This window comes from Robertmurraya sp. GLU-23 (assembly GCF_052983275.1).
Window position 1 is genome coordinate 14755 of record NZ_JBRKCV010000012.1, and the last position, 25296, is coordinate 40050.

A 25296-nucleotide genomic window follows, 5' to 3' on the forward strand; every position below is an offset into this window, starting at 1 on the left:
TCTTTATTATTTTTGCTCACTTTTTACTTTTTGTACAAAAAATCGATGAACGGGTTTTGTAACTTTGCTAATGTTCGTCTCAATTGTTTCTGCCAAGTGTGAGGCTCTCTCATAAATGGCAGTCTTTAAATGATCGAGTTGTCTTTGAATTTTTTCCGACATGGCCTCTTGATGGTCTAACCTTTCCATCACTGTTTGATGAAATACCTCTTGTAATCCCATTTTTTCTGAAATCTCTTCGTACATATTTTCATGTACATGTAGTTGTTTTGTTAACTCAACTGTTTGTTGTTCGTGTGCAGACAGAGTTGAACTAATCTCGAGTAAACGTTGATCTTGTAAAGACAGTTGATCCACCATTGCTTCGTGCATAAGCCCTTCTTTTGTAATTTCATTAAGGACAAGTTCATTTTCTTTTTCAAGCTTATCGAGTCTCTCAAGAATTTTTTGATTTGTTTTACTTTGTTCAATCATTATTGATGCAATGTCCCGTAAAGATTGTTCTGATCGGCTGATTTCTTGTAATAACTCATTAAATTTTATCTGATGAGAGGAGGTGGTTTCACTAAGCGTGCTATGAAATGATTCAATGGATTGAGATAAAGTAGAGTTAGTTATTTTTTGGTTTTGCAGGACGTCTTCAAAGTAGGAATAGCGGAATACAGTCTGATTGGAGTTTGGTTCTCCTTGGTTGGAAAGTATTAACGGATTTTGATTTTTAAGCGTCATCAAATCTCTCCTTTATGGAATTAAAAGTAAATAGGTGGAACCCTTCCTTTATGTTATGATGAGTATCGGTTATTTGTTTATAGGCGTTCTGCAAAACTGTGAAGTTAAAATGTCTTTAAAATGAGGGGGCATTTTTTATGGAGTTATTTTCTTTAGATTCTTCTGTTGAAACGAATGATATTAAGCTAATGATTAACTCGGAGATATTAATGTTTTGGATTCATTTTTCTTCCTTTCACTTGCATTGGCGTGGTTATGAGGTGGAAGAAAACGAGGGTCTTGATGATGTGGAGAGGGAGCATCTTCATCATGAGTTACAGTTTTTTGACTTTCTATACCACAAGTTTTTAATGTGTGTTCCAGAAGCTGACGAAGGAGAGCAGTTGACTACAATTTCCCTGCCATTACAGGTGGTTGAAAACATCTATTATGAACTAGATGATTTTATTCATTATTGTCAAGCTTATGGAGAGAATGAATTATTAACGATAACGAAGAATTATAAGTCCACCTTCGCTACTTTATTTCAGGACATTAACCCAAAAAACTGTCATTAAATCTTAGTCATAACCAGAACTTTTTTAAGATCTGGTTTTTTTTATACAAAAATGGTGGATCAAGTTTTATAATTTAGAGATACGAAATAAAAGGAAGTGTAAACATAGTGATTGATTTACGAAGTGATACAGTGACAAAACCGACAAAGGAAATGAGAGAGGCTGCTTTTAATGCAGAGGTTGGTGACGATGTGTATGGAGAGGATCCAGCTGTTAATAAATTAGAAGAGGAAGCTGCTGCCATTCTTGGTAAGGAAGCGGCACTATTCGTAACAAGTGGGACACAAGGGAACCAAATTGCTGTTCTAACCCATTGCCGTCCGGGACAAGAGCTTTTACTAGAAGCAGAATCACATATTTTTTATTATGAGTCAGGTGCGGTGTCCGCGTTAGCTGGAGTGCAAACTAGAACGATACAAGGCTCTAGAGGAGCGATGGATCCACAATTAGTACGTTCGGCTATTCGTCCCGAGGACATTCATTTTCCGGATACGGGCTTAATTTGCTTGGAAAATACACATAATCGCGCAGGTGGTGCGGTCGTTCCTGTTGAAAACATGAAACAGATCTATGAAATAGGAGTAGAAAATCATGTACCTGTACATGTGGATGGAGCTAGGTTGTTTAATGCAGCTGCAGCTTTAGGTGTTTCTGTAACTGATTTTACACAGTACTGTGATACTGTACAAGTATGTTTATCAAAAGGGCTTGGCGCACCTGTTGGTTCCATCTTGGCTGGAGATAAAGATTTTATTGTCAAAGCAAGAAAGTGGAGAAAAAGATTAGGTGGAGGATTACGGCAGGCTGGGCTGATTGCGGCACCAGCGTATGTAGCTTTAACGACTATGAGAGAAAGGTTAATTGAAGACCATCAGTTAGCTAGGGGCTTTTCTGATGCCCTAAAGAATATAAAGGGGATACAAGTGGTCAATGAAGTAGAAACAAATATTGTGGTTGTTGATGTAGCAAATTTACAAATGAGCTCTCAAACATTTGTAAATGAATTAGAAAAACAGGGAGTGCTAGCTGTCACCTTTGGACCAACCTCTGTTAGGTTTACTACTCATCATCAAGTGAACAAACTGGATATCGAACGTACTATTGATCTGGTTGCAAAGATATCAGCTGTACCATCAAAATAAAAGACACCTGAGATAGCCTTTAATAAGGCTATCTTTTTTTTATGTCATTTTTCCTTGTTTATGCCATTTTTATTCTCGATTTTTCCCATCTATGTTTTGTCTCGAAAGAAGAAACAATACATATGTAACACTTATTTACTAAAAGGAGGGGTTTACATTGAACAAGCGTCTAATTTCTGTAGGTTTTTCTTTAATGTTGCTTACTGCTTGTAACAACAATGCAGCCGAAGATACTAATAACCGCACGACCGGTACTTCAGATGTAGGATTTACAAGTGACCAAGCATCAAGATATACAACAAACAGAACTCAACGAGTGAATAATACCGATATGAATCCTCTTGTTCGTTTAGGTCGAGGAGATCATCAATATCATATGGACTCTGATTACCGAGGCGGAAGAGAGATTGGCCGTACAGATGTGGGAACTAATCCGTCCCCAACCGATGATTATCGGTATGTGAAAAAAGGCCGAGGAGAGAATCGAGGCTCCGGAGCCGCTGGGATGAACGGGTCGCAAAACGAACAAGGCAAATCCAAAGCATTAGCACATAACGGTGACATATTAAAAATTAAAACGGGTGTTATCACAATTGACCCAAATGCTTATAGTACAAGTACACCAAGTGGTAAATATCCTCATAGCCAGATTATCAAGCAAGGTCAATGGAAGATTGTTACTGGTCAAGCTGGACAGCAACAACCTACACAACAACAGCCGAAGGCGACACAGCCGCAACAAGCGCCAACACAAAATCAAAACCAAGCAGCTCCTGCTACCCCAGCTCCAGCACCAAAAACTACACCTGCTGCTGGTTCCATTAGCTCGATTGAATCGCGAGTAATTGAGTTAACGAATGCGGAACGTAAAAAAGCTGGTTTACCTGCGCTTCAAGCAGATACTAAGCTAAGTAACGTAGCTCGTGAGAAATCACGTGATATGCAACAAAAAGGATATTTCTCACATACCAGTCCGACCTACGGCTCTCCATTTGATATGATGCGTGATTTCGGAATTACGTATCAAAGTGCTGGAGAGAACATTGCAAAGGGACAGAGAACTCCTGAGGAAGTTGTCCAAGCATGGATGAATAGTGAAGGACACCGTAAAAACATTTTAAGTGGTAACTATTCACATATTGGTGTTGGTTATGTCGAAGCTGGAAATCACTGGACCCAAATGTTTATAAAGAAATAGTAAAAAAGCTCCCATCTTGGGGGCTTTTTTAGTTTGAAAAACAAAATGGAATAATTACGGTAATAATGCAAAAGTTAGAAATGGAGCTTTATTGAATGAGGTGGCTAGTTTGTTCAAATCTTCAACTGTTTTTGAGCGGAAAATGTTCGTGTTCGCATTAGTAGTAATAGCTGTGTACTTACTGCCTTTATTTGTATTAGGAGAAAATGCACATATACGAGTTCATGATAACTTGGATTCGAATCTTGCTTGGTATAAAGTTCTTTCCCGGAGTGGCGAACTATTTGGAGGGATTGATGCTGTAATCCCACAAGTCATAAACGGTCTGCCTAGAAATGCATTTGGAACTGAATTTAGTGGAATCGTTTGGCTTCATCATTTTCTTCCAACGATGACAGCGTATGCCATTAGCCAAGCGATCACTCGTTTTTTTGCTTTTCTTGGTATGTACTTATTGCTTCGGGATTACTTTGTGACCAGGAGCCCTGAAACGCTGATTCGTATAGGTGTCGCTTTAGCGTTTGCGTTAACTCCCTTTTGGCCATCAGGGATGTTAAGTACACTTGGTATGCCTTTGGCCTTTTGGGCATTGCTTAATGTTCGTAGGGGAAAGAAAACTTGGAGTAACGTAATCATTTTTACTTTTTTACCTTTCTACTCTAGCTTTGTACTAGGTTTTTTCTTCTTTTTGGTAGCGGTGGGCATCTTTTGGTTTTACGAGCTTTTAACGAGAAAAAAACTTCAAATACGCTTTCTTCTTTCTATCGTGTATATGACAGTGGTTTTTTTGCTCGTAGAATATCGTCTGGTTAGTTCCTTCCTCGTGGCCAGTGAACCAAACAGTCGAGATGAATATATTCATGCCACGCTTCCATTATGGCGCGTGATTCGCTTAACCTTTAAGAATTTCATCCTAGGACATACACATGTGATGACTGTTCATGGTTTAGTCATCCTTCCGATTCTCTTAATTGCTCTTTTTTTAATATTAAAAAATAAGAGTTGGAAAGTTCATAAAGTGTATCTTACCTTATTCGTTTTAAACTTTTTCTTATCCCTTTGGTATGCATTTTGGTTTTATGAAGGGTGGGCTCCAATCGTAGAAAGATTTCATTTTTTGAATACGTTTAATTTCGCGAGGTTTCACTTTCTTAGACCGCTTATTATTTATATCAATTTCGCACAAGCCTTGTCTATTATTAAGACATACATTCAAAAAAACGGATATATTCGATACATCCTTGTTGCGCAGATCCTGCTGTTATTTGCTTTTAATGAAGAGATCATTAATTATCGAAAGCCAACCGTAAAACAATTTTACGCCACCGAACAATTTGCCAACATAAAAACGTTTATTGGAAGACCAGTAACCGACTATCGTGTGGTAAGTATCGGTATTCACCCAGCAATCGCACAGTATAACGGTTTCTACACACTTGATACGTATAATAACTTCTATCCTTTAACATATAAGCATCAATTTCGAACCATTATTGAAAAGGAATTAAGGAAAAATAAAAAAATCAAAAGGTATTTCGATGAATGGGGGGGGAGATGCTATATTTTTACTGCCCAAATTGGAAAGCATTATATGGTCAAAAAGAATTCATCTAAAACTCTCAAAAATCTGCAGCTGCAGTCATCTAAATTAAAGGAATTAGGTGGGGAGTATGTATTTTCAGCAATGCCTATTAAGAATGCGGATGAAAACGAATTACAACTTGAAAAAGTATTTCAATCTGAAAGCTCTGCTTGGACCATTTATCTATACAAATTATATTAAACAGCTAGGAGGAGCAATACTTTGAATTCAACAAACGTAACGATTGTTGTACCTTGTTACAATGAAGAAGAAATATTACACAAAACCTTTTCTGAGTTATCGAACTTGTTGACTAGTATGATTGATGATGGACTAGTCTCTTCAAAGAGTAAGATACTGTTTGTAGATGACGGTAGTATAGACCAAACATGGAAACTAATATATAAAGAAACGTTAAAAAACGGAAAGATTAAGGGAGTGAAGCTGTCTAGAAATGTAGGGCATCAAAATGCCATATTAGCAGGAATACACATAGCAACAGATTCATCGGATGCTATTATTACGATTGATGCAGATTTACAGGACGATATTTATGTTATGCGGGAGTTTATTGAGAAATATCAGATGGGATATGAAGTTATCTACGGTGTAAGGGAGAAGCGTGATGCAGATACATTCTTTAAACGATTTACTGCTGAATCATTTTATAAGCTAATGAACAAAATGGGAGTAGAGCTTATTTATAATCATGCGGACTATCGTTTATTAAGCAAGCGTGCAGCAGAGTACCTTCAAGGATTTGAAGAAGTGAATATGTTTTTAAGAGGAATTATTCCCCTTCTTGGTTTTCAATCTACAAAGGTATATTATGAAAGAAAAGAACGAACAGCAGGTGAGAGTAAATATCCTTTGCGTAAAATGCTTTCGTTTGCATTTAATGGAATTACTTCCTTTTCAGTTACTCCGATTCGGTTAGTCCTCGTGGGAGGTTTAGTATCTTTTTTTATCAGTCTTTTCTTTGCCCTTTATTTTCTAAGTTTAAAGTTTTTTGGAAATACAGAGCTTGGCTGGACTTCCCTTATCACATCTATTTGGCTGATTGGTGGTCTTCAATTAATCGCAATTGGATTAATCGGGGAATATATCGGAAAAATATACAAAGAGTCCAAACGACGTCCAAAATACATCGTTGATATTGATATGTTTAAGTTGCCACTCGGACGAAACTTTGCGCTTGAAGAGGATCAAGAGTTGTTCAAGGATGACCATATGCCAATCCATAGCCTAACTGAATATAACAATTAAACCACTTTTTTGGTCCAATTAAGGTATAATATGGGCTCGGGACAAAACTCAGTGTGTACTCTCTGAGTTTTTACTATTAATATAAGGGAAGACAATGATGGCAACTTATTTACAACTATGGCAAAAGGCACTGCAAATGGAGATTTCATATTTAAAAAAGTACGGAAGTACAAGGTATCGCCTTACTTATGGCTATGCGATTAATGAAAGGCCACCTTATATTTATTATTTTAATACAGCATCAACAACGACAAATATTCCCATTGGATCTAAGGTGACATTATGGTGGGGAGAGCAAAAAATAGCAGGTCGAGTTTTATCATCAGAAGGAAAAAGTATGATGGTAGAACTCGAACAATATATTGGAGCTAACTTAAGTGAACTCATGCTCCAATATGACCCGTGGGAACTTTTAGACGAATTAATTAATCGGCTTCAAGACATTCGTTCAAGCAAGAAGAAAAGGGCCAGGATTCAAAAATTGATGGAGCCAAACATGGACCCTCTCCATCCAATAGAAAAAATAAAAACGAATGTACATGAGCTTGTGCTTCGGTCAAAATATAATCCGATTACCTTTGTTTGGGGCCCACCTGGAACTGGAAAGACATATACACTAGCTAGAGTCGTTGCAAATAAATATTTAAAAGGAAAAAAGGTTCTTGTTTTGTCTCAAAGTAACCAAGCTGTTGATGTGCTTATGTTAGAGATACTGCGTTTTGTTGACAAACAAAACAAGCTACAAATTGGAGAGTTGCTAAGATATGGATCGCAAGTAAGTGAACTATTACAGGACACTCCTTTAACCATTGATTATTTATTAAAGAAAAATCACCCTGAACTTTCAGAGCAAAAAGAAGAAATGAGGAATGAGCGGCAACTATTAAAAAAAGATTTAGTAGGTTCTTTCTCCACAAGAGACTCTGAAACACTTTTAGAAGTAGAAAAAAAGTTAGCTCAAGTACTAGATAAAATTCGCGCGAAAGAAATGGTTTTTCTAAAAGATGCTGAGGTAATCGGTACTACACTTGCTAAAGCTGCATCAGATCCTGCTATTTATGAAAAGGAATATGATCTCGTTATTATTGACGAGGTAAGCATGGCATATATCCCGCAAGTTGCTTTCTCAGTTTCTTTAGGAAAAAAGAGCATTGTATGTGGTGATTTCAAACAGCTTCCGCCTATTGCACATGCCAATCACCCTCTAGTAAATGAATGGTTAAAAGAGGATGTGTTTCATAAATCTGGAGTTGTAAAGGGGTTGAAAGAGGGAACATTGCATCCTCATATATTCTTGCTATCAGAACAAAGGAGAATGCATCCTGACATCTCAGCATTCACAAATCAGTTTGTATATTTTGATTTGGTAAAAGACTACAAAAGTATGTATACCGTAAGAGAGCCGATCGCAAATAGAGCTCCATTTCCAAAGATGGCGTCGATCTTATTAGATACGAGCCATATGGGGGAGTATTGTATGCGTTCCACCTCAGGTTCACGATTTAATTTGTTACAGGTTTTGCTCTCATTTCAGGTTATTCATGAATTATATGTGGGTGGTTCTAAAAATATAGGGTATACGACTCCGTACCGTGCCCAAGCAGAACTGATGGATACACTGTTACAAGATTTATATAATCAACAGCTTCAGAAAGGGGAAATCCTGTCTGCAACGGTACACAAGTTTCAAGGTAGTGAAAGGGAAGTAATGGTTTTTGATACGGTTGATTCGTTTCCTGAGAGTAGACCTAGTATGTTATTAACAGGAAAAGAGAGTGAGAGGTTAATTAATGTAGCAGTGACAAGGACAAAGGGAAAATTTGTTCATCTTGCTAACCGAAATTACATAAAACAGAAGGTATATAGAGATAAAACGATTCGAAAGTTAGTAGAATTTCAGGAAAGTACGAATCAGCTTATCACTCCTGGACAAATAGGCAGCTGGATAAAAAATCAACATGAAGAAGTAACCTGGATGCATGCGAAAAAACTTGAGAAATTAACGAGCGATGTAAGGTCAGCCAAATCTGAAATTCTCGTTTCACTTCCAGAAGGAAAAGAATTATCAAATGAGTGGAACCGGCTTCTACAAGGTGCTTCCATAAAGCAAATATTTAAACAAGAAGAGAAACAACCACCGTTTCCTTTTGTCATGGTTGATAACAAAATACTCTGGCTTGGAGTCCCTTATGAGGCTGCCATTGGAACTTTACCACCATATATATCTGTCCGAGTCCATTCAGAGAGACTTTGTACCTATTTTTTATCACAATTATAGAAGTAAAAAAAGAAAAGACCCCCGTAGGAGTCTTTTCTGCGTATTGCGGCGACGAGACTACACGCCACATTCGTGTATTCCAATTAAGGAGTGTCTCTCGACTTATGCAATTCAGCTCATCGCTTTATTACTATAGCATGTCTTATCATTTAGTACAAGAAAAATTTATTTATTTGCAATCAGATGAAAAATAGTGCACAATAAAATAAATACTTTTAAACTGAGATATTTTAATTAGAGATAAGGGAGTGCTAATGATGGAGCAATTATTACCTTTAAAAGGACAACATCATGTATCGGCCATAACAGCTAATGCGAAGGGGAATTATGAATTTTATACTAAAACTCTAGGTTTACGACTTGTGAAGAAAACTGTAAACCAAGATGATACTTCTGTCTATCATTTATTTTATGCAGATGAAAGAGGGAATCCTGGCACCGATCTGACATTTTTTGAAATACCTAATGCAGCCCAAACAAGATACGGTACAAATAGTATTTCAACCACTTCTTTACGTGTTCCATCAGATTCTGCGATTCAGTATTGGAAGGAAAGATTTGATTCCTTAGGTATACAATATGAGGAACAAAACGTATACGAAAGATTATCTCTTGCATTTAAGGATTTTGAAGGGCAAAGATTGATGCTTGTATCTGATGAGAATAATCATGGGGTTGAAGGGGGAAGACCTTGGGAGAAAAGCCCAGTTCCCGTTGAACATGCAATAATAGGATTGGGGCCTGTGATGCTGACGGTAGCAAAGCTTGAATCCACATCTATGATTTTAACTCGGGTTTTAGGATTTAATGAAGTAGGAACCTATATGATACAAGAGAAGAAAGTGACAGTATTTGAAACCGGATTAGGAGGAACTGGAGCCGAAATACATGTTCTTGAAGAGTCAGATCTTCCTGTGGAAAGACCAGGACGTGGAAGTGTTCATCACGTAGCTTTTCGAGTGGAAAATGAAGAACAATTGCGAAAGTGGGTTCAGTATTTAAAAGAGTTGCGTATCCCTAGCTCAGGATTTGTAGAAAGATATTACTTTAAGTCTTTATATTTTCGAGAGGCTAATGGAATATTATTCGAATTAGCAACGGATGGACCAGGGTTTGAGGGTGATGAATCGTTTGAGAATCTTGGAGAGCGTCTTGCTCTTCCTCCATATTTTGAAGCACAAAGAAGCAGCATAGAGGCTAAATTAAAGCCGTTAGATACAAAAGAATAAAGAGTTAAAAGATGTCCGTAGAAAATGGGCATCTTTTTTGATAGACAATGTCGTTTATACTGATATAATTATGTTAGCAGATGCTAGCAAATTGATAAAAAAGAACTAGGAGGATGGTTACAGGGATGGGAGAAGAGAAAAGAATCCAACTAAATGTACGAGTGACCAAAGAAACATTAGAAAAACTTGATGAAATTGTTGAGTATTATCAGGAGCATACAAAAATAGGAAGAGTCTATAAAGGTGATGTACTTACGGATATTATTGATAAATCTTATGAGGTAATGAATAAACAAAAGAAAAATATTAGAAAAATATAAAAAACTTCGAGTGGTGAACTCGAAGTTTTATTTTAAAAAATCATATTAAGGATAAAATAGCATAGAGCTGCGATAGTTGCTGAAATTGGTAAGGTAATAACCCAAGTGATTAACATTCTTTGAGCTGTTCCCCATTTCACACCCTTCAGACGGTGAGAAGCACCGACTCCTAAAATAGAAGACGAAATAACATGAGTTGTACTTACTGGTAGGTGAATATACGTTGCACCAAAAATGATCATTGCTCCAGTTAAGTCAGCGGCAACCCCATTAACAGGTCTAATTTTCATGATTTTTCCACCAACTGTTTTGATGATTTTCCAACCACCAACACTAGTTCCTAATCCCATGGCTAATGCACAGGAAAATTGAACCCACAAAGGAATATCTGTTGAAGTAGTAAACCCGTTGGCGATCAATGCCATCGTAATAATCCCCATCGCTTTTTGAGCGTCGTTTGTTCCATGTGTATAAGCTTGCAGGGCAGCGGTAAAAATTTGAAAAGTACGGAAACTTCTGTTAGTTTTAGCTAAATTATTGTTCTTAAAGATAACTTTAAAAATACTGTAAACGATATATCCAGCGACAAACGCAAGGATCGGAGAAAAAATCAACGCTTGTAAGATTTTTAAGAATCCAGTGTAATTTAATGCAGTGAATCCGGCAGCAGCAATGGCTGCACCTGCAATAGATCCAATAATGGCATGCGACGAACTGCTTGGAATACCATAATACCAAGTTAGTAAGTTCCAAAAGATGGCTGCAATTAAGGCGGCTAAAATAACAAGAGATCCGTTTTGAAGAGTAAAGGGATCAACAATGTCTTTTGTTATTGTTTTGGCTACACCTGTAAATGTCATTGCTCCCAAGAAGTTCATGACTGCAGCAAGGATAATCGCGTGCCTTGGTTTTAACGCTTTTGTAGAAACAGCGGTTGCAATCGCATTTGCTGTATCGTGAAAACCATTGATAAAGTCAAATGCAAGGGCACCGATCACAATTAAAATCGTTATCACAAATAATGCATCCATGTTAGTGTGTCCCCTTATGCATTTTTCATGATGATGGTTTCAAGTGTGTTTGCCACGCCTTGACAGCTATCAGCAATCTCTTCAAGTTCTTCGTAAATTTCTTTGTATTGAATAACTCGTATTGGATCTTTTTCAACTGAGAATAAATGCTTGATTGACTGACGAAGGATTCCATCACATTTTGACTCATAGTCTTTAATTTTAATCGCGTGTTCACGAATCGCTGGAAGTTTTTTTGTTGAAAGTAGTTCAACCGATTGCTGAATTTCAATCGCACAATTTCTGATCGCTTCTACAAACTTGATCATAAATTCGTCAGCTTGAGTGATATTGTACATTTCAAACATAGCTGCACAATGCTCAATTCCATCAATTACATCATCCATACTCATAGCTAGAGCAAGGATATCTTCGCGCTCAATTGGAGTAATAAAAGCGTTATTTAACTCTTTTATTACTTCGTGTACATATGTATCTCCTTTTGTTTCGTAGTCCTTTAATGTCTCGGAGAATATTTTTAGATCGCTCACATTTTTCAACTTGTAATCAGCGAAATAATCTGCACCTTCTTTAAGGTTTAGTGCAATGCTGCTTAACAAAGTATTAAACTTGTCTTTCTTTTTGAAAACCATCATGTAACCTCCAGTAATATATCACTTCATCCAAACGAGATTAATTTTATACGAAAACTATTAAATAGGAAAGAATTTTGTCGAAGAAATACAGGTTTTTTCACAAATTGTTCATATAAGTTTCTGTAAAACGCAAAAAAAAAAAAACATCTTAGATGCTAAGAACTGTGTTGGGTGGAAGAACGGAAAACACTTTGTAGGATATTCTGTTTTTTCTTTCTTCGCGGCTTTATATTTATGGATTGTTCGGAATGGGGATTAAGGGATGAAGGAGGTGCTTGTTGTGATTCTAATAACCGAATTCTTTCTTCAAGTTTTTCAATTGTAGCTTGCATTTCTTCCATTTCTCTCCGATGCTGGAGTATCTGATATTCAACGACCTGGTCCGCCTTTGACTGAACAATGGACTCTAGACAGTTAATACGATTTAGTAGAACCGAATTTTCATCAACAATGGATGTATGAACGGAGCCTCTTCGTAAATAGTCTTTACCAGCTGCTATCTCATTGTAAACGAGTAAAGCCTCGTTTTGCTGTTCCTTATAAGTCATTAATAGGTCAATATCTTCTTGCCGGTAGGTGAAGTGCCCCATTTCGTTCTTCTCTAAGTTTAGTTTTAGTTGTTTTACCCAACGTTTTACGGTACTTGAAGAAACTCCTAATTGTTTCGCAACCGAACTTGTATTCATATTCTCAACTCCTTTACAGTAATGTTCTGCTTTAAAAATTGAATTCCTATCTTGGCGACAAAACTTCTTTTATTTCGCCAAAAGAAGTGCAATTTTTTAAAACAAAAAACAGAAGGTCACGGCCTTCTGTTTCACTTATTTTCGTCTATTTGCATATTCTTCGACCATTTCCTTGGTTACAAGTTTTCGAGGTGGAAGATTTTCAATTTTATTAGAAAGTTTGTTCATTTGAATCGTAATAGAATTAATGTGATCGGTAGTGAAAGGGAGTCCTCTTTTATAAAGAGATAATGCTTCTTCTATGTAGGATTCTCGTTCCCGGTCAAGATTTGCGTATTGGGTTAGTATAGCGTTTAGTTTTTTCGCATGATCAGATAATGCTTTATGTACACTCACAGAAATTCGCCCCTTTAGTTATTAAAAATGGTGTCTGCTAAGCAGACACCAACTCCCTCCGTCCGTACATGGTTAAGTGTCCCGCAACAAGCGAATGTTCGGAGGGAGCAATATAATCATAGCATCTTTTTTGAGATGACGCAAAGGTCAATAAAAGGATAAAAAACCATATGATTTAAAACAATATCAAATAATGGTATGGTTAATCGATTAGAAGGTTATTTGGAGGGTGAAAAATGTTATTACAAAAAATACATGATGAAAGTATGGTACATACAAAGATGAAGATCCATCAGGATATAGAGTCATTCTTCGAGCAACAGGAAGAGAGACCAACCTTTGAAGAGTACTTACGCACAAGGGGTCATTATTTGAATCAAATTTGGCTAAATGTTTGGCTTACAAGAGTGTCTAACCAGGTTCCTCGATTAGATAAAAAAGAATTTTTGCAGGACCGTGGAATTGAAACAGAGGGAATGGCTAGAAAAATGATTGACCACCTGTTCCGAACAGAAGTCAGAGAGTATGAACCGTTTATTGTAACAGACTGGCTCGAAGAAACATACGCTCATGATTATGATAAATGGAATGATTTATATGATCGTACAATGGAGCAAGTGCAAAAGAGAGAAGAAGCGACTCAGAAATTAATAAAAAAGGAGTCTGTCTTAGAAGCGATAAAGGAAAAAGCTTCGTTTGTATTCACAGGTGGCTATCAAAGTCTTTATTTGTATATTAGATATTTAGTTGGTTTACAGATGAAAGCAGATCTTCAAGCTAAGCCAAGATATAAAAGGCTGGATACATATGCACTTGAAGAGAAGCTTGAAATAGAAGGTAGCTTCGAGGAGCTTCGTGATTTGCCCTTTTCTTTCTTTTTGGATGAACTAACAGGGGATATTCAGAAAACGAATTATGATGGTAGGTTTTATTATGAATATGAAACCTATGGCGACCTGTATAGTTCCTTTGTTTGGAAAAATCTTTTGTCTCTTGCTCCATCAAAAGTGATGACAAATCTTGATGAAGAAACAAAAAATGATTACATCCAGCTAACCGGTCAAGCTCTGTCGAAATCAAAGATGAAGGAACTTGTGGAAGAAGAGCTTGAAACTCTATTTTCGAAAATGCTTTCTGATTTAGAAGAAGAATATATTGATCATTTGTTACAAGCAGTGGAAACACCTTATGATCTTGATTTTCATAGCAAATTATATATAGAGCAAAAAGCTGAAAGAGAGAAACGGAAAGCCGATGAGGAGGCTGAACGACAAAGAAAGATTGAAGAAGAAGAGCGTATGATGGACGATATATTTGGCAGGGAATATGGAGTGATCTATGATCCAAATGTCGAATATGTCATCCATGTAGGAGAAACTAATACGGGTAAAACACATCACGCTCTTGAAAGAATGAAAAAAGCAACAAGCGGTCTCTACCTTGGACCACTCAGACTTCTTGCACTTGAGGTATATGATAAATTAAATGCGGAAGGCATACCTTGTTCTTTAAAAACAGGAGAAGAAGAGAAATTGACTCCAGGAGCAAGCCATATTGCTTCAACTGTTGAAATGTTTCATGAAAAAGATCGATACGATTGTATAGTCATTGATGAAGCTCAAATGATCACTGATAAGGATAGAGGGTTTTCGTGGTTTAAGGCGATTACGAAGGCAAGAGCTCGGGAAGTTCATATCATAGGAAGCAGAAATTCAAAAAATATGATTTTGCAATTACTAGGAGAGTCAAAAACGGAAATTCATGAATATAAACGAGACATTCCGCTTGAGGTGGAAGGAAATGAATTTTCCATCAAACATGTGCGAAAGGGAGATGCACTAATTTGCTTCTCTCGTCGAAGAGTATTAGAAACGGCATCAAGACTTCAAAACGATCGTCATTCGGTCAGTGTGATTTATGGTAGCATGCCTCCTGAGACAAGAAAAAAACAAATTCAACAATTCATCGAAGGAAAGTCGAAGGTCATCGTTTCAACGGATGCAATTGGGATGGGTCTTAATTTACCGATTCGCCGAATTGTATTTTTGGAAAATGAGAAATTTGATGGTACAAAAAGAAGACTTTTAACTTCACAGGAGATCAAGCAAATTGCAGGGAGGGCAGGCAGAAAAGGGATTTATGATGTTGGAAAAGTGGCATTTACAAAGGATATCCGTCTTATGAGAAGGAAACTAGAACAAGAAGATGAACCTGTTCATACTTTTGCGATTGCACCTACAACCGGTGTGTTGGAAAGATTTCAAACGTATTATCGTGACCTTGGTAATTTTTTTGAATTATGGGATCGTTTTAAAAATCCAAGGGGTACGGAAAAGGCGAGTTTAGCTGAAGAGCGGGAGCTTTACGATATTGTAAAGGGAAGTGAAATTGAAGCCCGCCTTTCTTTACAGGATTTATATGGATTTTTACATCTTCCTTTTGCTTCAAGGGAGCAAGCCTTAATTCAGCAATGGTATGAAACCATATTTGCAATCATTAATAACGAAGACCTACCAGAGCCAAATATAAAAAAGCGAACCTTGGAGGACCTCGAATTATCGTATAAGAAATTAGGATTGCATTTATTGTTTTTATATCGCTTAGATCGGAGAACAGAGGCAATTTATTGGGAAAGAGTAAGGGATGAGTTGAGTGACGAGGTCCATGAAAAGCTTCAAACAGATGTTGGTTCTTTTGCAAAAAGATGCCGTAGTTGTGGACGGCATTTGCCATGGAATTATGAATTTCCAATTTGTGACCAATGCCATGCAGCACGCTATAAAAGGTCATAAAGATTTATTTTGTATAACGATTCGCATAGCTAGATGCAACAAAGGAGTCAGGTTTGATCTTAGGTTCAAAACCCATTGATTCGATTCTTGTCACCATTTCTTCCACATATTCACGGGTTTTGTTTCGCTGTCCTGAACCGATATCAATATGTCCTTCCATCGTAAATGAGGCACCATGGTATATATGGGGAAGCACGATATCGATAAGTCGATTTTTATGTGCTTCGGTAAAGAGGGAGACAATTCTTTCGGTAAGAGTCGTTTCATAGGAAATCCGTTCATGAAGCTGTTTCATTTCTCTGGGTTCTACAACCTTCCGGATACAGGCCCAGGCACCTTTACCAATGTTTTGAATGACAACTCCACTGATAAAAAGGGTACGATTATGGTGAACCTGGGAGTCTGTTCCAACCATCAGACGGTAGTTTCCACTGGGGTGCAGCTTCATAAACGTAATCATTCTTTCAAATATATCTTCAAATGACATGTGATTTTCTTGAAGGTTTTGAAACAGAATTATTTCCTTTTGTTTGTGAGACAAACCGCCACCTACTTTCGCATGCTCTTAGAAAAGTATATGGCTTATACTCGAGGAAGTTGTCATCTTTCTTTTTTTCTACCTTATAAATGGTCAGGGGTCCTAAGGATGGGTCCTTGGCTTTATTTTTGCTAAAATAAGCAATATAAAGTGAATGGGGGACATTTATGATCGGTAAAAAAATAGCCGTTGTAACAGGTGCATCAAGTGGTTTTGGCATGTTAACAAGCATTGAGCTAGCTAAACAAAATTATTATGTAGTGGCGACAATGAGAAATGTAGATAAAAAGGTAGCTTTACTAGAGAGGGCGGGAGAAGCAAAGGTTACCAAACTTGTAGAGATTTTTCCTTTGGATGTAACCAATGACCATTCTTTATTTGTATTTAAAGAGAAACTTAGAGAACTTGGTCGAGTAGATGTGTTAGTCAATAATGCAGGTTATGCTGGCGCTGGGTTTTCTGAAGAGATACCGATTGAAGAGTATCGACAGCAGTTTGAAACAAATGTGTTCGGGGCGATTTCTGTCACTCAATTATGCCTTCCTTTGATGCGAGATCAGAGGCAGGGGAAAATTATTAATGTTAGCAGCATTAGTGGAAGAGTTGGTTTTCCGGGGCTTTCACCTTATGTAGCGTCCAAACATGCGTTAGAGGGTTGGAGCGAAAGCTTAAGATTGGAGGTAGGACCTTTTGGCATTGATGTGGTGTTAGTGGAACCAGGTTCGTTTCAAACGAGTATTTGGTCGTCTGGAAAGCATATAACAGATAAATCATTACAGATGCAATCCCCCTATTTTTCTTATATGAAAAAACTTTCGTTACAACTGGAAAAGGGAGAAGCCTCCTATGGCGACCCAGTAGAGGTAGCTAACCTCATTGCAAAAATATGCCAATATTCCTCGACTAAGCTTAGGTACCCAATAGGGAAGGGAGTAAGACTTACTTTGTTCCTAAAGGGCTGTCTTCCATGGGGGCTTTGGGAGCGTATGGTAAGGAAAAAAATAGAGTAGATTTACATAGATTGAATTTCTGTAACATATATTAGTAGGACTGAAACGAATAATAAAGGAGCAGAGATATTGTCCCGGTATAAAATTACAGTCATCGTCTTAAGTATACTATTTACTTGGTTTTTACCTGCTCTCACTGCTACTGCTCCCCATGTAAAAGCAAATACTCAAGGCTCAGTTCTCAGTCAGCAATTGGATTCGTTTATTAATGAAGAGCCACTTTTTGCGGGAGCAATGGTCGGTGTTAGTATTAGAAATCAACAAACAGGTGAATTAATTTATGATCATCTCGGATCAACCAGACTTCGGCCTGCTTCCAATTTAAAATTATTCACGGCAGCTAGTGCCTTGGAAGTGCTTGGGGAAAACTATACTTTCTCTACTAAGCTTTTTGTAAATGGAAGGGTTGAAAAAGGAGTGCTAAAGGGAGATGTAATCTTACAAGGGGGTGGGGACCCTACCCTACAGCAAGCGGATTTACAAGCTTTTGCTCAAAGTCTCAAGGAGATCGGAATTAAAAGAATTGGTGGACAAATCGTAGGAGACGATACAAGGTATGATGATATTCGTTATTCCATCGATATGCCTTGGAGCGATGAAGAAGCCTATTATGGCGCAGAAATATCTGCATTAACTTTATCGCCCGATCAAGATTATGATGCGGGGACAGTAGCATTAGAAGTAAAGCCTGCAAAAAAGGTTGGAGAAAAAGTAAGCTTTACGATGAGGCCAGATAATACATATGTTCAGATTGTAAATAAGGCAGTAACTAGCGCAAAAGATAGTAAGGAGGACCTTACGTTCTCAAGGGATCACTCTACCAATACGATTACGATTTCTGGTCAAATTCCTCAAGGTGCTACAAGTGAAAGTGAGTGGATAGCTGTTTTTCATGCTAGTAAGTTTGTTGTACATCTATTTGAAGAGGAGTTAAAAAAAGTTGGTATCAAAGTAGATAAAGCATACCGATTAGGAGTGACACCCAGTCATGCGCGTTTAGTCAATGAGCATAAATCGATAACCCTAAGAGAGTTACTACTACCGTTTATGAAGCTTAGCAATAATGGCCACGGGGAGCTATTAGTGAAGGAAATGGGAAAGGTTATAAAAGGAAAAGGGAGTTTTGAAGCAGGATTAGCTGTGATGAATGAGAAGCTAACCCCATTTGGAATGGAATTTGCCAACCAAGTGATAAGAGATGGGTCAGGGATCTCTCATGTGAATTTAATACAACCGAATGAAATTACGAAGCTATTGTTCTCCATTCAATCAAAGAGCTGGTTTCCAAGCTATTATCGTGCCTTGCCAGTATCTGGGGCAAAAGAAAAGCTGATAGGTGGAACATTACGATATAGGATGAAGCAAGAACCTTTAGTAGGGAATGTTGTGGCAAAAACCGGAACGTTAACGACAGTAAGCTCCATTTCCGGTTATGTAAAAACAAGATCAGAGGCTAATTTGATATTTTCAATTCTTATAAATAATGTAATGGATGAAGAAAAAGCCAAAAAAGTAGAAGACCGAATGATATCGATATTAGCGAATCAATAAAGAACCTAGGGAAACAGCCCTAGGTTCTATTCCTTTTCTTTGGGTTGAAACTTTAATAACTTCATTAGCTTTTCGGTTGGACCTTTAAAGGTGTAAAAGTGAGGATGGTTTTCATCATCCCAAATGAGGATATACGGATCTTTCTCCTCATATGAGAAAATAAGAACAGCTTCATTGACAAAATCATTAAACCATTCATTTTTTAACGTGATGGGTGGATCTAGAGGTATCTTGACCATCACACCTTTTTTCGGAAGGGGATCTAGATTTTTGTATACGCCTGAAATACTTTTAATGATTTTTTCTGTTTCCTTTTGAATATCAGAAGTTGTAGGACTTTCCTGAACCACCTTTCCTTCTTCGATATCAAAAATTTCAATAGGCTTTTGTTCGGCAAAACTAACAAGTGGGGCTAGAAGGAAAAATACGAAACAAATAACTAGAGTTTTTATTTTCATCATGCATCACCTCATAGCTATTATTCCCAATTTAACCGAAATTTTGCTAAAATAAAAGAAGTTGAAAAAAGGAGGGATTCGTAATGAATATTATTCATGCACATTTAAAAATAAAGCCAGAAAAACGTGAAGAATTTTTGGAAGTGGTTAAGCCGTTAGTAGAGGGTTCACAAGCGGAAGAGGGGAATATCCGTTATGAACTATATGAGTTAACAACGGACATTAATACATTTGTCGTGTTAGAGGAATGGAAAGACATGGAAGCGATTAAGTTTCATAATGAAACTCCGCACTATAAAGACTGGGGGAAGGTAAGCTCAACCTATCTTGCAGCTCCACCTGTTGTGTCTGTTTTTGAAGCAACTAAGAAAAATTAATATTCATAATAAAAAACAATCATGTAATTGGTTGTTTTTTTTTTGTTTGGGGAAGTTAAGAAGAATGGAGGAAAGGTGAAAACATGAAGATGTTATGTATTGATGGTGGAGGAATTCGTGGGGTTTTTGCCGTTGCCATTCTTCAGGAATTAGAAAAGGATATAGGAATGAGCATTCGAGATTCCATCGACCTTGTTGCAGGTACAAGTACAGGCTCAATCATAGCTGCTTCAATTGCTGTAGAAAGGGAAATGGATGAACTCCTCGAAGGGTACCGCCACTATGGAAGAAGAATTTTTAAACGAAAAGCAAGAATTGGCTTGTTTCGCAGTATTTATAGTGATCGGGATCTACGCCGTTTTATTCAAAAAGCATTCAAGGATAAATCACTTGCCGAGGTAGGTATTCCACTATTAATTCCTGCAGTAAATGTAACAGAGGGGAAACCATATGTTCATCGGTCGCATTATGCCGTTCATGAGAAAGGTGAAAATGATCATATCATGCTCTGGGATGCTGTACTTTCCTCCTGCTCTGCTCCTATCTATTTTCCACCAAACAATATTAATAATGAAGTCATTACTATTGATGGAGGTCTCTGGGCCAACAATCCTTCACTCGTATGTATTACGGAAGCGATAGACCATTACGAATTAGAAATGAAACAAATAAAAATATTATCGATTGGACTTGGTCAACAAAAAATCAATTTCAATTCTAAAAAATCTCATTTGTGGGGGATTAAGCATTGGATGCCTTTCCGGTTACATACAATGACCTTTACGCCAAAGCTCTTGGACCTTGCCCTTCATTTATCGTCTGAATCAATCTCGTATCAGTGTCAACATTTACTTGGAGAAAACTACTTACGATTAAATACGGATTTAGGCAAGGAAGTTCCTTTTGATCAGGTAGAGACAATTGAATGGCTAATAGAATTAGGCAGACAAGTTTACAAGGAGAAAAAGCGGGAAATTCTTCAGTTTATACAAACCTAAAAATGAGGATGCATAAACGTGCATCCTTATTCAATTTGGACAGACGTTTTAAATTATAGTAAAATGAGCCTCAGATTTAGATAGAGGAGAAAGATAGATGAAGTTTATATCTTGGAATGTGAATGGTTTAAGAGCTTGTGTAAAAAAAGGCTTTTTAGACTATTTTAATGAAATGGATGCAGATTTTTTTTCGTTACAAGAAACGAAGCTGCAAGAAGGTCAAATTGATTTACAGTTAGACGGTTATTATCAATTTTGGAATTACGCGGAAAAGAAGGGTTATTCAGGTACTGCCATCTTTACAAAATATAAACCCCTCTCTGTTTCTTATGGTGTGGGTGAACATGAATCGCAGTCAGAAGGACGAATAATTACCCTTGAGTATGAAAACTTCTATCTAGTAAATGTGTATACACCGAATTCACAACGTGATTTAGCTAGATTGCCCCTTCGTTTGAAATGGGAGGATGAATTATCAGACTACTTAACACAACTAGATAAGAAAAAACCGGTCATCTATTGTGGGGATTTAAATGTGGCCCATGAAGAGATTGATTTGAAAAATCCAAAAAGCAATATCGGAAACTCTGGTTTTACATCGGAAGAAAGAGGTAAAATGTCCAACCTGCTCAGTTCTGGCTTTGTAGACTCTTTCCGCTATTTATACCCAGAACAAAAAGATACGTACACTTGGTGGTCATATATGAGTAAGGTCAGAGAAAGGAACATCGGATGGCGTATTGATTATTTCATTTTATCAAATAGGATTGCTATGAATTTATTAGACTCACAGATTCATTGCGATGTAATGGGAAGTGACCACTGCCCGGTATGCATTGAAGTGAGTTTGTAAAAACTGAAAATAGCAATTACTTAGGAGGATTCTCTCATGTTAAAAGAGTCATTACAGAATTTAATGAAAAATCAAAGCAAGGTTGAATTGTATCCAGAGGAATACAATTTTGTAATAGACAATGGATTAATCAACTCAGATACGGAAGTAGTTAAAATTGACGGGAAATCTAGATTTCATGATGCCTATATGGAGCGCTCAAATAAGGAAACAGAAGAATTTCTGGCAGAGGAAAATGCGAGCTTTTTAAATGAGCGGATTACGTATTTTAAGGAGCATATGAATGAGTTTTTATATATGGAATCAAAATGGTTTACGTTAATTGGAATCGATGCGATTTCCTTTGAAGTTGACGACTTATTTGGAACCTACGATGTGATGCTCGGTCTCAAAATTCAAAAGAAGTATTCCTCAAAGCTTAGAGACTATTTTACGGAACACTCAGAAGTTCCTGAAGAGCCTGTAGACTTAATGTTCGACGCGCAAGAAGGCATTTGGAATATTAACTTTTCCCTACATACACTTCCAGGTTTTCGAGAGGATATGACCGTTGCGGAGGCTTACCAACTGGTATACGCATTTATCTTTTCATTTGTTCAAACGATTTAATTAATGAAATATTAATAAGTCAAGAACATAGGATAGAGAGTACATGCTTACCCACTATTAGGAGGAAAGATAAATGAAGTTGTTAAAATGGATTTGTATGATTGCCCTAGCTTTTGGAGTGGTCAGTTCAACTCAAATGGTTTATGCCTCTACTGATTCAAATGACGAAGAAAGTATTAATGAAAAATTTGGTCTTCCGATTGTTGTATATGGTGAAGCCTTGTCAGACAGTCAGAAAACAGAGGTTAGAGACCTGCTCGGGGTGAAGGATACAAGTAAAGTAACTGAAATCACCGTAACAGGTGAAGACCTTGTTTATTATATTGATGGAGATAAAAACTCAAATATGTACTCTTCCGCAAAGATTACTCGTAAGGAAAAAGGGGAAGGACTGGTTATTAACCAAGTTACACCAGAAAACATTACAGAAGTAACGAGAGAAATGTACGCCAATGCATTATTGACTGCGGGGATTGAGGACGCAGTCGTAGATGTAGCATCTCCGGTTAAGGTAAGTGGACACTCCGCTCTTGTTGGTATTTATAAAGCTTACGACGAGGGTGAAGGGACCGAGCTGAATCAGGAGCGAACTGAAGTAGCGAATGAAGAACTAACGCTAGCCACAGATCTAGCCAAAAAAGAAGGGCTCGATGAAGATAAGGTAAGTGAGCTGCTAACGGAAATAAAGAAAGAAATTGCCGAACAAAAACCAGCAACAAAGGAAGAATTGGAGCAATTGATTGACGAAAAGCTCCAAACCTTAAATGTTCAATTAAGTGAAGAAGATCGTCAGCTATTAATTGACCTTTTTGAGAAAATGCGTAATCTGAATATTAATTTTGATAATGTTCAATCACAGCTTGAAGATCTATCAAAGGATATCCAAAATCGTATTGAGAATGCAATTAGTGAAAATAAAGGGTTTTTGGATACCATTGCAAATTTCTTTAAGTCGTTTATAGATAGTTTGAAAAGCTTGTTCTCATAAAACTGGGATCCCACCTGTGAGAGTGGGATTTTTTCATGTGAGCAGAATAATTTACAGCATAATATGAGAGGGGTACAATTAACAAATCACAAGTGTGTTTAATTACTTTTTGTTGTTGCAAACTATGGTTCATATGCAAATAAATATTGTAGTAGGTGGGGTTTCTATGAAGATTGAAGTATGGTCAGATTTTGTTTGTCCATTTTGTTATATTGGCAAAAGAAGACTAGAGGAAGCAATTAATCAATTTGAACATAAAGACCAAGTAGAAGTAGAGTTTAAAGCTTTCGAATTGGATCCTAACTCGCCGTTAGAGCCAACTATGAAAATTCATGAGTCGTTGGCAAAGAAATATGGGATGAGTGTGGACGAAGCCAAACGAGCAAATGAAAATATGGCGAAGCAAGCGGATTCTGTCGGATTACAATTCCGCTTTGACGATATGATGCCTAGTAATACCTTTGATGCTCACCGTTTAGCCAAGTATGCCAAAACGGTAGGGAAAGAAAAGGAACTGACCGAAAAGCTTTTATATGCTTATTTTACGGAGAACAAACAGTTATCTAAAAAAGAAGTATTAGTAGAAATTGCTGAAAGTGTGGGTATTGAAAGAGCGGACGCAATGAAAGTGTTAGATGATAACACTCTTTACGCGAATGATGTTCGTATCGATGAAACGATTGCCCAGCAATACAAAATAACAGGCGTACCATTCTTTGTTGTGAATAATAAATATGGAATTTCCGGAGCGCAGCCTATGGAAACGTTTAAAAACGCGCTAGAAAAGGTTTGGGAAGAGGAAAACGCAAATATTCCACTTCAAAATCTGTCTTCCGACACTGCGGGAGTATGTACAGATGATTCATGTGAGATCCCAGAGAAGTAAGACTATACAAAAGGAGTGAGAAGGATTGAAGTTAGTAGGAAAAAAAATCATCCAGTTGGTTAGCAATGATTTCGAGGACTTAGAATTATGGTATCCGGTTCTGCGACTTCGTGAAGAAGGGGCAATCGTTGATATTGTTGGAGAAAAAGCTGGAGAAACGTATATCGGGAAATATGGAGTTCCTATTAAATCTGATCTGGCCTTTAAAGATATTAACCCAGAAGATTATGACGCCATTCTTGTACCGGGTGGATGGTCACCGGATTTATTAAGAAGATTTGAAAGTATTCTCTCCATGGTTCGTTCCATGGATCAGTCTGAAAAACCGATTGGTCAAATCTGTCACGCCGGATGGGTATTAATCTCTGCAAAAATCCTATCAGGTAGAAAGGTAACAAGTACTCCAGGAATAAAAGATGATATGATCAATGCGGGAGCTGAGTGGGTAGATGTTCCAGTTATCGTCGATGGACATATTATCTCAAGTCGCCGTCCACCAGACTTACCTGATTATATGAGAGAATTTATTGCAGTTTTAGCCAGTAAGTAGTCACCACTCATTTGAGTGGTTTTTTAATTTTTGAATCTTTTTAAAAGTTGACCCGTATTAAAGATAAGTTAAAAGCAAGTTAGGGGGATTTCCGGTGAACCAAAAGAAACTGTACTTTTCCGATTCATTCTTTTCTACGGGGAAGACGGATATATTAACCGAAGAGGAAGAAAAGATTGGAGAGATCGATCTTAAAAGTATGTTTTCTTCATCTGTAGATATATTGAATGGAAAACAAGAGGTTTTAGTGAGTGGAAAGTTTCCGATGTTAGGTATTCATTGGAGAGTATTAGATAGTGAAGGTTCAGAGTTAGGAAAGTTAAAGGAGAAATTTGCTTTCTTTTCAAAAAAATATTTGTATGAAGCATATGATCGAGACACTTTTTTTATTGATTCAGAATTGTTTTCAAAGGAATATGTGATCAAGCGAGAAGCAGACGAAACGGTAATTGCGACTTTTAAGAAAGTAAGTGGTATGTTTTCTTCCGCTGCTTACGAATTAGACAATCACTCTAATACGATAACATCACCAGAATTAATAGCTGTAATCATGGGGGTAAACGCTATACAAAAGCGTAATAACTCATCAAATGCCGCAACATAATTTAATGTTCACTTACAAAGGGTGCCTATTATA

26 protein-coding genes are annotated in these 25296 nt (G+C 37.2%); 19 read left to right on the forward strand and 7 right to left on the reverse strand.

The window, feature by feature from the left end; translation table 11 throughout:
* Positions 1–6: 6 nt before the first annotated feature.
* Positions 7–729, reverse strand: coding sequence for a hypothetical protein (locus tag ACVBAX_RS17290; protein ID WP_447118131.1), 723 nt, complete (start codon positions 727–729; stop codon positions 7–9).
* 137 nt (positions 730–866) lie between these two features.
* Here ACVBAX_RS17290 and ACVBAX_RS17295 point away from each other — a divergent pair, with 137 nt between their 5' ends.
* The 8 genes from ACVBAX_RS17295 (at position 867) to ACVBAX_RS17330 (ending at position 10301) form a co-directional block, all read left to right on the forward strand.
* A complete protein-coding gene (locus tag ACVBAX_RS17295; RefSeq protein ID WP_447118132.1) occupies positions 867–1286 on the forward strand; it encodes a hypothetical protein in 420 nt (139 codons plus the stop codon).
* A 107-nt stretch (positions 1287–1393) separates the two neighbouring features.
* Positions 1394–2428, forward strand: a complete 1035-nt coding sequence (ltaE, locus tag ACVBAX_RS17300; protein WP_447118133.1) for a low-specificity L-threonine aldolase — start codon at positions 1394–1396, stop codon at positions 2426–2428.
* A 505-nt stretch (positions 2429–2933) separates the two neighbouring features.
* Positions 2934–3626 (forward strand): CAP domain-containing protein, encoded by a 693-nt coding sequence (locus tag ACVBAX_RS17305; RefSeq protein WP_447118230.1) that lies wholly within the window; start codon positions 2934–2936, stop codon positions 3624–3626.
* Positions 3627–3735: 109 nt separating this feature from the next.
* Positions 3736–5409, forward strand: a complete 1674-nt coding sequence (locus ACVBAX_RS17310; RefSeq protein ID WP_447118134.1) for a DUF6044 family protein — start codon at positions 3736–3738, stop codon at positions 5407–5409.
* Positions 5410–5430: 21 nt separating this feature from the next.
* On the forward strand, positions 5431–6474 hold the full coding sequence (locus ACVBAX_RS17315; RefSeq protein ID WP_447118135.1) for a glycosyltransferase family 2 protein: 1044 nt from the start codon (positions 5431–5433) through the stop codon (positions 6472–6474).
* A 94-nt stretch (positions 6475–6568) separates the two neighbouring features.
* Positions 6569–8752 carry an AAA domain-containing protein gene (locus ACVBAX_RS17320; protein ID WP_447118136.1) on the forward strand — a complete coding sequence of 728 codons (2184 nt, stop codon included), beginning with the start codon at positions 6569–6571 and terminating at the stop codon, positions 8750–8752.
* A 257-nt stretch (positions 8753–9009) separates the two neighbouring features.
* Positions 9010–9981, forward strand: a complete 972-nt coding sequence (locus ACVBAX_RS17325; RefSeq protein WP_430773416.1) for a ring-cleaving dioxygenase — start codon at positions 9010–9012, stop codon at positions 9979–9981.
* Between the two features lie 125 nt (positions 9982–10106).
* Positions 10107–10301, forward strand: a complete 195-nt coding sequence (locus ACVBAX_RS17330) for a hypothetical protein (protein WP_447118137.1) — start codon at positions 10107–10109, stop codon at positions 10299–10301.
* A gap of 32 nt (positions 10302–10333) precedes the next feature.
* Here the strand turns inward: ACVBAX_RS17330 and ACVBAX_RS17335 are convergent, their stop codons facing one another.
* The 4 genes from ACVBAX_RS17335 to ACVBAX_RS17350 form a co-directional block, all read right to left on the reverse strand.
* A complete protein-coding gene (locus ACVBAX_RS17335; protein WP_430773417.1) occupies positions 10334–11332 on the reverse strand; it encodes an inorganic phosphate transporter in 999 nt (332 codons plus the stop codon).
* A 14-nt stretch (positions 11333–11346) separates the two neighbouring features.
* Positions 11347–11964: a DUF47 domain-containing protein gene (locus ACVBAX_RS17340; protein WP_447118231.1), complete on the reverse strand. Its 618-nt coding sequence runs from the start codon at positions 11962–11964 to the stop codon at positions 11347–11349.
* Positions 11965–12122: 158 nt separating this feature from the next.
* Complete coding sequence (locus ACVBAX_RS17345; protein ID WP_430773419.1) at positions 12123–12653, reverse strand: MerR family transcriptional regulator; 531 nt, start codon at positions 12651–12653, stop codon at positions 12123–12125.
* 135 nt (positions 12654–12788) lie between these two features.
* Positions 12789–13049: a DUF2533 family protein gene (locus tag ACVBAX_RS17350; RefSeq protein ID WP_430773420.1), complete on the reverse strand. Its 261-nt coding sequence runs from the start codon at positions 13047–13049 to the stop codon at positions 12789–12791.
* Positions 13050–13285: 236 nt separating this feature from the next.
* Between ACVBAX_RS17350 and ACVBAX_RS17355 the strand changes: the two genes are divergently transcribed.
* Positions 13286–15841 (forward strand): helicase-related protein, encoded by a 2556-nt coding sequence (locus ACVBAX_RS17355; protein WP_447118139.1) that lies wholly within the window; start codon positions 13286–13288, stop codon positions 15839–15841.
* A 4-nt stretch (positions 15842–15845) separates the two neighbouring features.
* On the opposite strand, the gene ACVBAX_RS17360 is transcribed toward ACVBAX_RS17355, so the two are convergent.
* Positions 15846–16328: a ribonuclease H-like YkuK family protein gene (locus ACVBAX_RS17360; RefSeq protein ID WP_430773547.1), complete on the reverse strand. Its 483-nt coding sequence runs from the start codon at positions 16326–16328 to the stop codon at positions 15846–15848.
* Positions 16329–16549: 221 nt separating this feature from the next.
* On the opposite strand from ACVBAX_RS17360, the gene ACVBAX_RS17365 reads away from it, so the two are divergent.
* Positions 16550–17389 carry an SDR family oxidoreductase gene (locus ACVBAX_RS17365; protein WP_447118232.1) on the forward strand — a complete coding sequence of 280 codons (840 nt, stop codon included), beginning with the start codon at positions 16550–16552 and terminating at the stop codon, positions 17387–17389.
* A 69-nt stretch (positions 17390–17458) separates the two neighbouring features.
* The gene (gene dacB / locus ACVBAX_RS17370; RefSeq protein ID WP_447118140.1) at positions 17459–18940 is read left to right on the forward strand and encodes a D-alanyl-D-alanine carboxypeptidase/D-alanyl-D-alanine endopeptidase; all 1482 of its coding nucleotides are present in this window, start codon (positions 17459–17461) and stop codon (positions 18938–18940) included.
* 26 nt (positions 18941–18966) lie between these two features.
* On the opposite strand, the gene ACVBAX_RS17375 is transcribed toward dacB, so the two are convergent.
* Entirely contained in the window at positions 18967–19401 is a 435-nt protein-coding gene (locus tag ACVBAX_RS17375) for a hypothetical protein (RefSeq protein ID WP_447118141.1), read from the reverse strand.
* 80 nt (positions 19402–19481) lie between these two features.
* Here ACVBAX_RS17375 and ACVBAX_RS17380 point away from each other — a divergent pair, with 80 nt between their 5' ends.
* The 8 genes from ACVBAX_RS17380 (at position 19482) to ACVBAX_RS17415 (ending at position 25263) form a co-directional block, all read left to right on the forward strand.
* Positions 19482–19775, forward strand: coding sequence for a putative quinol monooxygenase (locus tag ACVBAX_RS17380; RefSeq protein WP_447118142.1), 294 nt, complete (start codon positions 19482–19484; stop codon positions 19773–19775).
* Between the two features lie 83 nt (positions 19776–19858).
* A complete protein-coding gene (locus ACVBAX_RS17385) occupies positions 19859–20773 on the forward strand; it encodes a CBASS cGAMP-activated phospholipase (protein ID WP_447118143.1) in 915 nt (304 codons plus the stop codon).
* Positions 20774–20870: 97 nt separating this feature from the next.
* Positions 20871–21626 carry an exodeoxyribonuclease III gene (locus ACVBAX_RS17390; RefSeq protein ID WP_447118144.1) on the forward strand — a complete coding sequence of 252 codons (756 nt, stop codon included), beginning with the start codon at positions 20871–20873 and terminating at the stop codon, positions 21624–21626.
* A gap of 36 nt (positions 21627–21662) precedes the next feature.
* On the forward strand, positions 21663–22235 hold the full coding sequence (locus ACVBAX_RS17395) for a branched-chain amino acid aminotransferase (RefSeq protein ID WP_447118145.1): 573 nt from the start codon (positions 21663–21665) through the stop codon (positions 22233–22235).
* Positions 22236–22308: 73 nt separating this feature from the next.
* Positions 22309–23223, forward strand: coding sequence for a DUF1002 domain-containing protein (locus ACVBAX_RS17400; RefSeq protein WP_447118146.1), 915 nt, complete (start codon positions 22309–22311; stop codon positions 23221–23223).
* 166 nt (positions 23224–23389) lie between these two features.
* Positions 23390–24109, forward strand: coding sequence for a DsbA family oxidoreductase (locus ACVBAX_RS17405; RefSeq protein WP_430773430.1), 720 nt, complete (start codon positions 23390–23392; stop codon positions 24107–24109).
* A 25-nt stretch (positions 24110–24134) separates the two neighbouring features.
* Positions 24135–24659, forward strand: a complete 525-nt coding sequence (locus ACVBAX_RS17410; protein WP_447118147.1) for a type 1 glutamine amidotransferase domain-containing protein — start codon at positions 24135–24137, stop codon at positions 24657–24659.
* A 94-nt stretch (positions 24660–24753) separates the two neighbouring features.
* Positions 24754–25263, forward strand: coding sequence for a hypothetical protein (locus ACVBAX_RS17415; protein ID WP_447118148.1), 510 nt, complete (start codon positions 24754–24756; stop codon positions 25261–25263).
* Positions 25264–25296 lie beyond the last annotated feature (33 nt).

What these genes read in the sequence shown, in the direction of transcription:
- ACVBAX_RS17290 (WP_447118131.1), bottom strand. Translation starts at nt 729, where the DNA reads ATGACGCTTAAAAATCAAAATCCGTTAATACTTTCCAACCAAGGAGAA.
- ACVBAX_RS17295 (WP_447118132.1), top strand. Translation starts at nt 867, where the DNA reads ATGGAGTTATTTTCTTTAGATTCTTCTGTTGAAACGAATGATATTAAG.
- ACVBAX_RS17305 (WP_447118230.1), top strand. Translation starts at nt 2,934, where the DNA reads ATGAACGGGTCGCAAAACGAACAAGGCAAATCCAAAGCATTAGCACAT.
- ACVBAX_RS17320 (WP_447118136.1), top strand. Translation starts at nt 6,569, where the DNA reads ATGATGGCAACTTATTTACAACTATGGCAAAAGGCACTGCAAATGGAG.
- ACVBAX_RS17325 (WP_430773416.1), top strand. Translation starts at nt 9,010, where the DNA reads ATGGAGCAATTATTACCTTTAAAAGGACAACATCATGTATCGGCCATA.
- ACVBAX_RS17330 (WP_447118137.1), top strand. Translation starts at nt 10,107, where the DNA reads ATGGGAGAAGAGAAAAGAATCCAACTAAATGTACGAGTGACCAAAGAA.
- ACVBAX_RS17335 (WP_430773417.1), bottom strand. Translation starts at nt 11,332, where the DNA reads ATGGATGCATTATTTGTGATAACGATTTTAATTGTGATCGGTGCCCTT.
- ACVBAX_RS17340 (WP_447118231.1), bottom strand. Translation starts at nt 11,964, where the DNA reads ATGGTTTTCAAAAAGAAAGACAAGTTTAATACTTTGTTAAGCAGCATT.
- ACVBAX_RS17345 (WP_430773419.1), bottom strand. Translation starts at nt 12,653, where the DNA reads ATGAATACAAGTTCGGTTGCGAAACAATTAGGAGTTTCTTCAAGTACC.
- ACVBAX_RS17355 (WP_447118139.1), top strand. Translation starts at nt 13,286, where the DNA reads ATGTTATTACAAAAAATACATGATGAAAGTATGGTACATACAAAGATG.
- ACVBAX_RS17360 (WP_430773547.1), bottom strand. Translation starts at nt 16,328, where the DNA reads ATGTCATTTGAAGATATATTTGAAAGAATGATTACGTTTATGAAGCTG.
- ACVBAX_RS17375 (WP_447118141.1), bottom strand. Translation starts at nt 19,401, where the DNA reads ATGATGAAAATAAAAACTCTAGTTATTTGTTTCGTATTTTTCCTTCTA.
- ACVBAX_RS17380 (WP_447118142.1), top strand. Translation starts at nt 19,482, where the DNA reads ATGAATATTATTCATGCACATTTAAAAATAAAGCCAGAAAAACGTGAA.
- ACVBAX_RS17385 (WP_447118143.1), top strand. Translation starts at nt 19,859, where the DNA reads ATGAAGATGTTATGTATTGATGGTGGAGGAATTCGTGGGGTTTTTGCC.
- ACVBAX_RS17390 (WP_447118144.1), top strand. Translation starts at nt 20,871, where the DNA reads ATGAAGTTTATATCTTGGAATGTGAATGGTTTAAGAGCTTGTGTAAAA.
- ACVBAX_RS17395 (WP_447118145.1), top strand. Translation starts at nt 21,663, where the DNA reads ATGTTAAAAGAGTCATTACAGAATTTAATGAAAAATCAAAGCAAGGTT.
- ACVBAX_RS17400 (WP_447118146.1), top strand. Translation starts at nt 22,309, where the DNA reads ATGAAGTTGTTAAAATGGATTTGTATGATTGCCCTAGCTTTTGGAGTG.
- ACVBAX_RS17405 (WP_430773430.1), top strand. Translation starts at nt 23,390, where the DNA reads ATGAAGATTGAAGTATGGTCAGATTTTGTTTGTCCATTTTGTTATATT.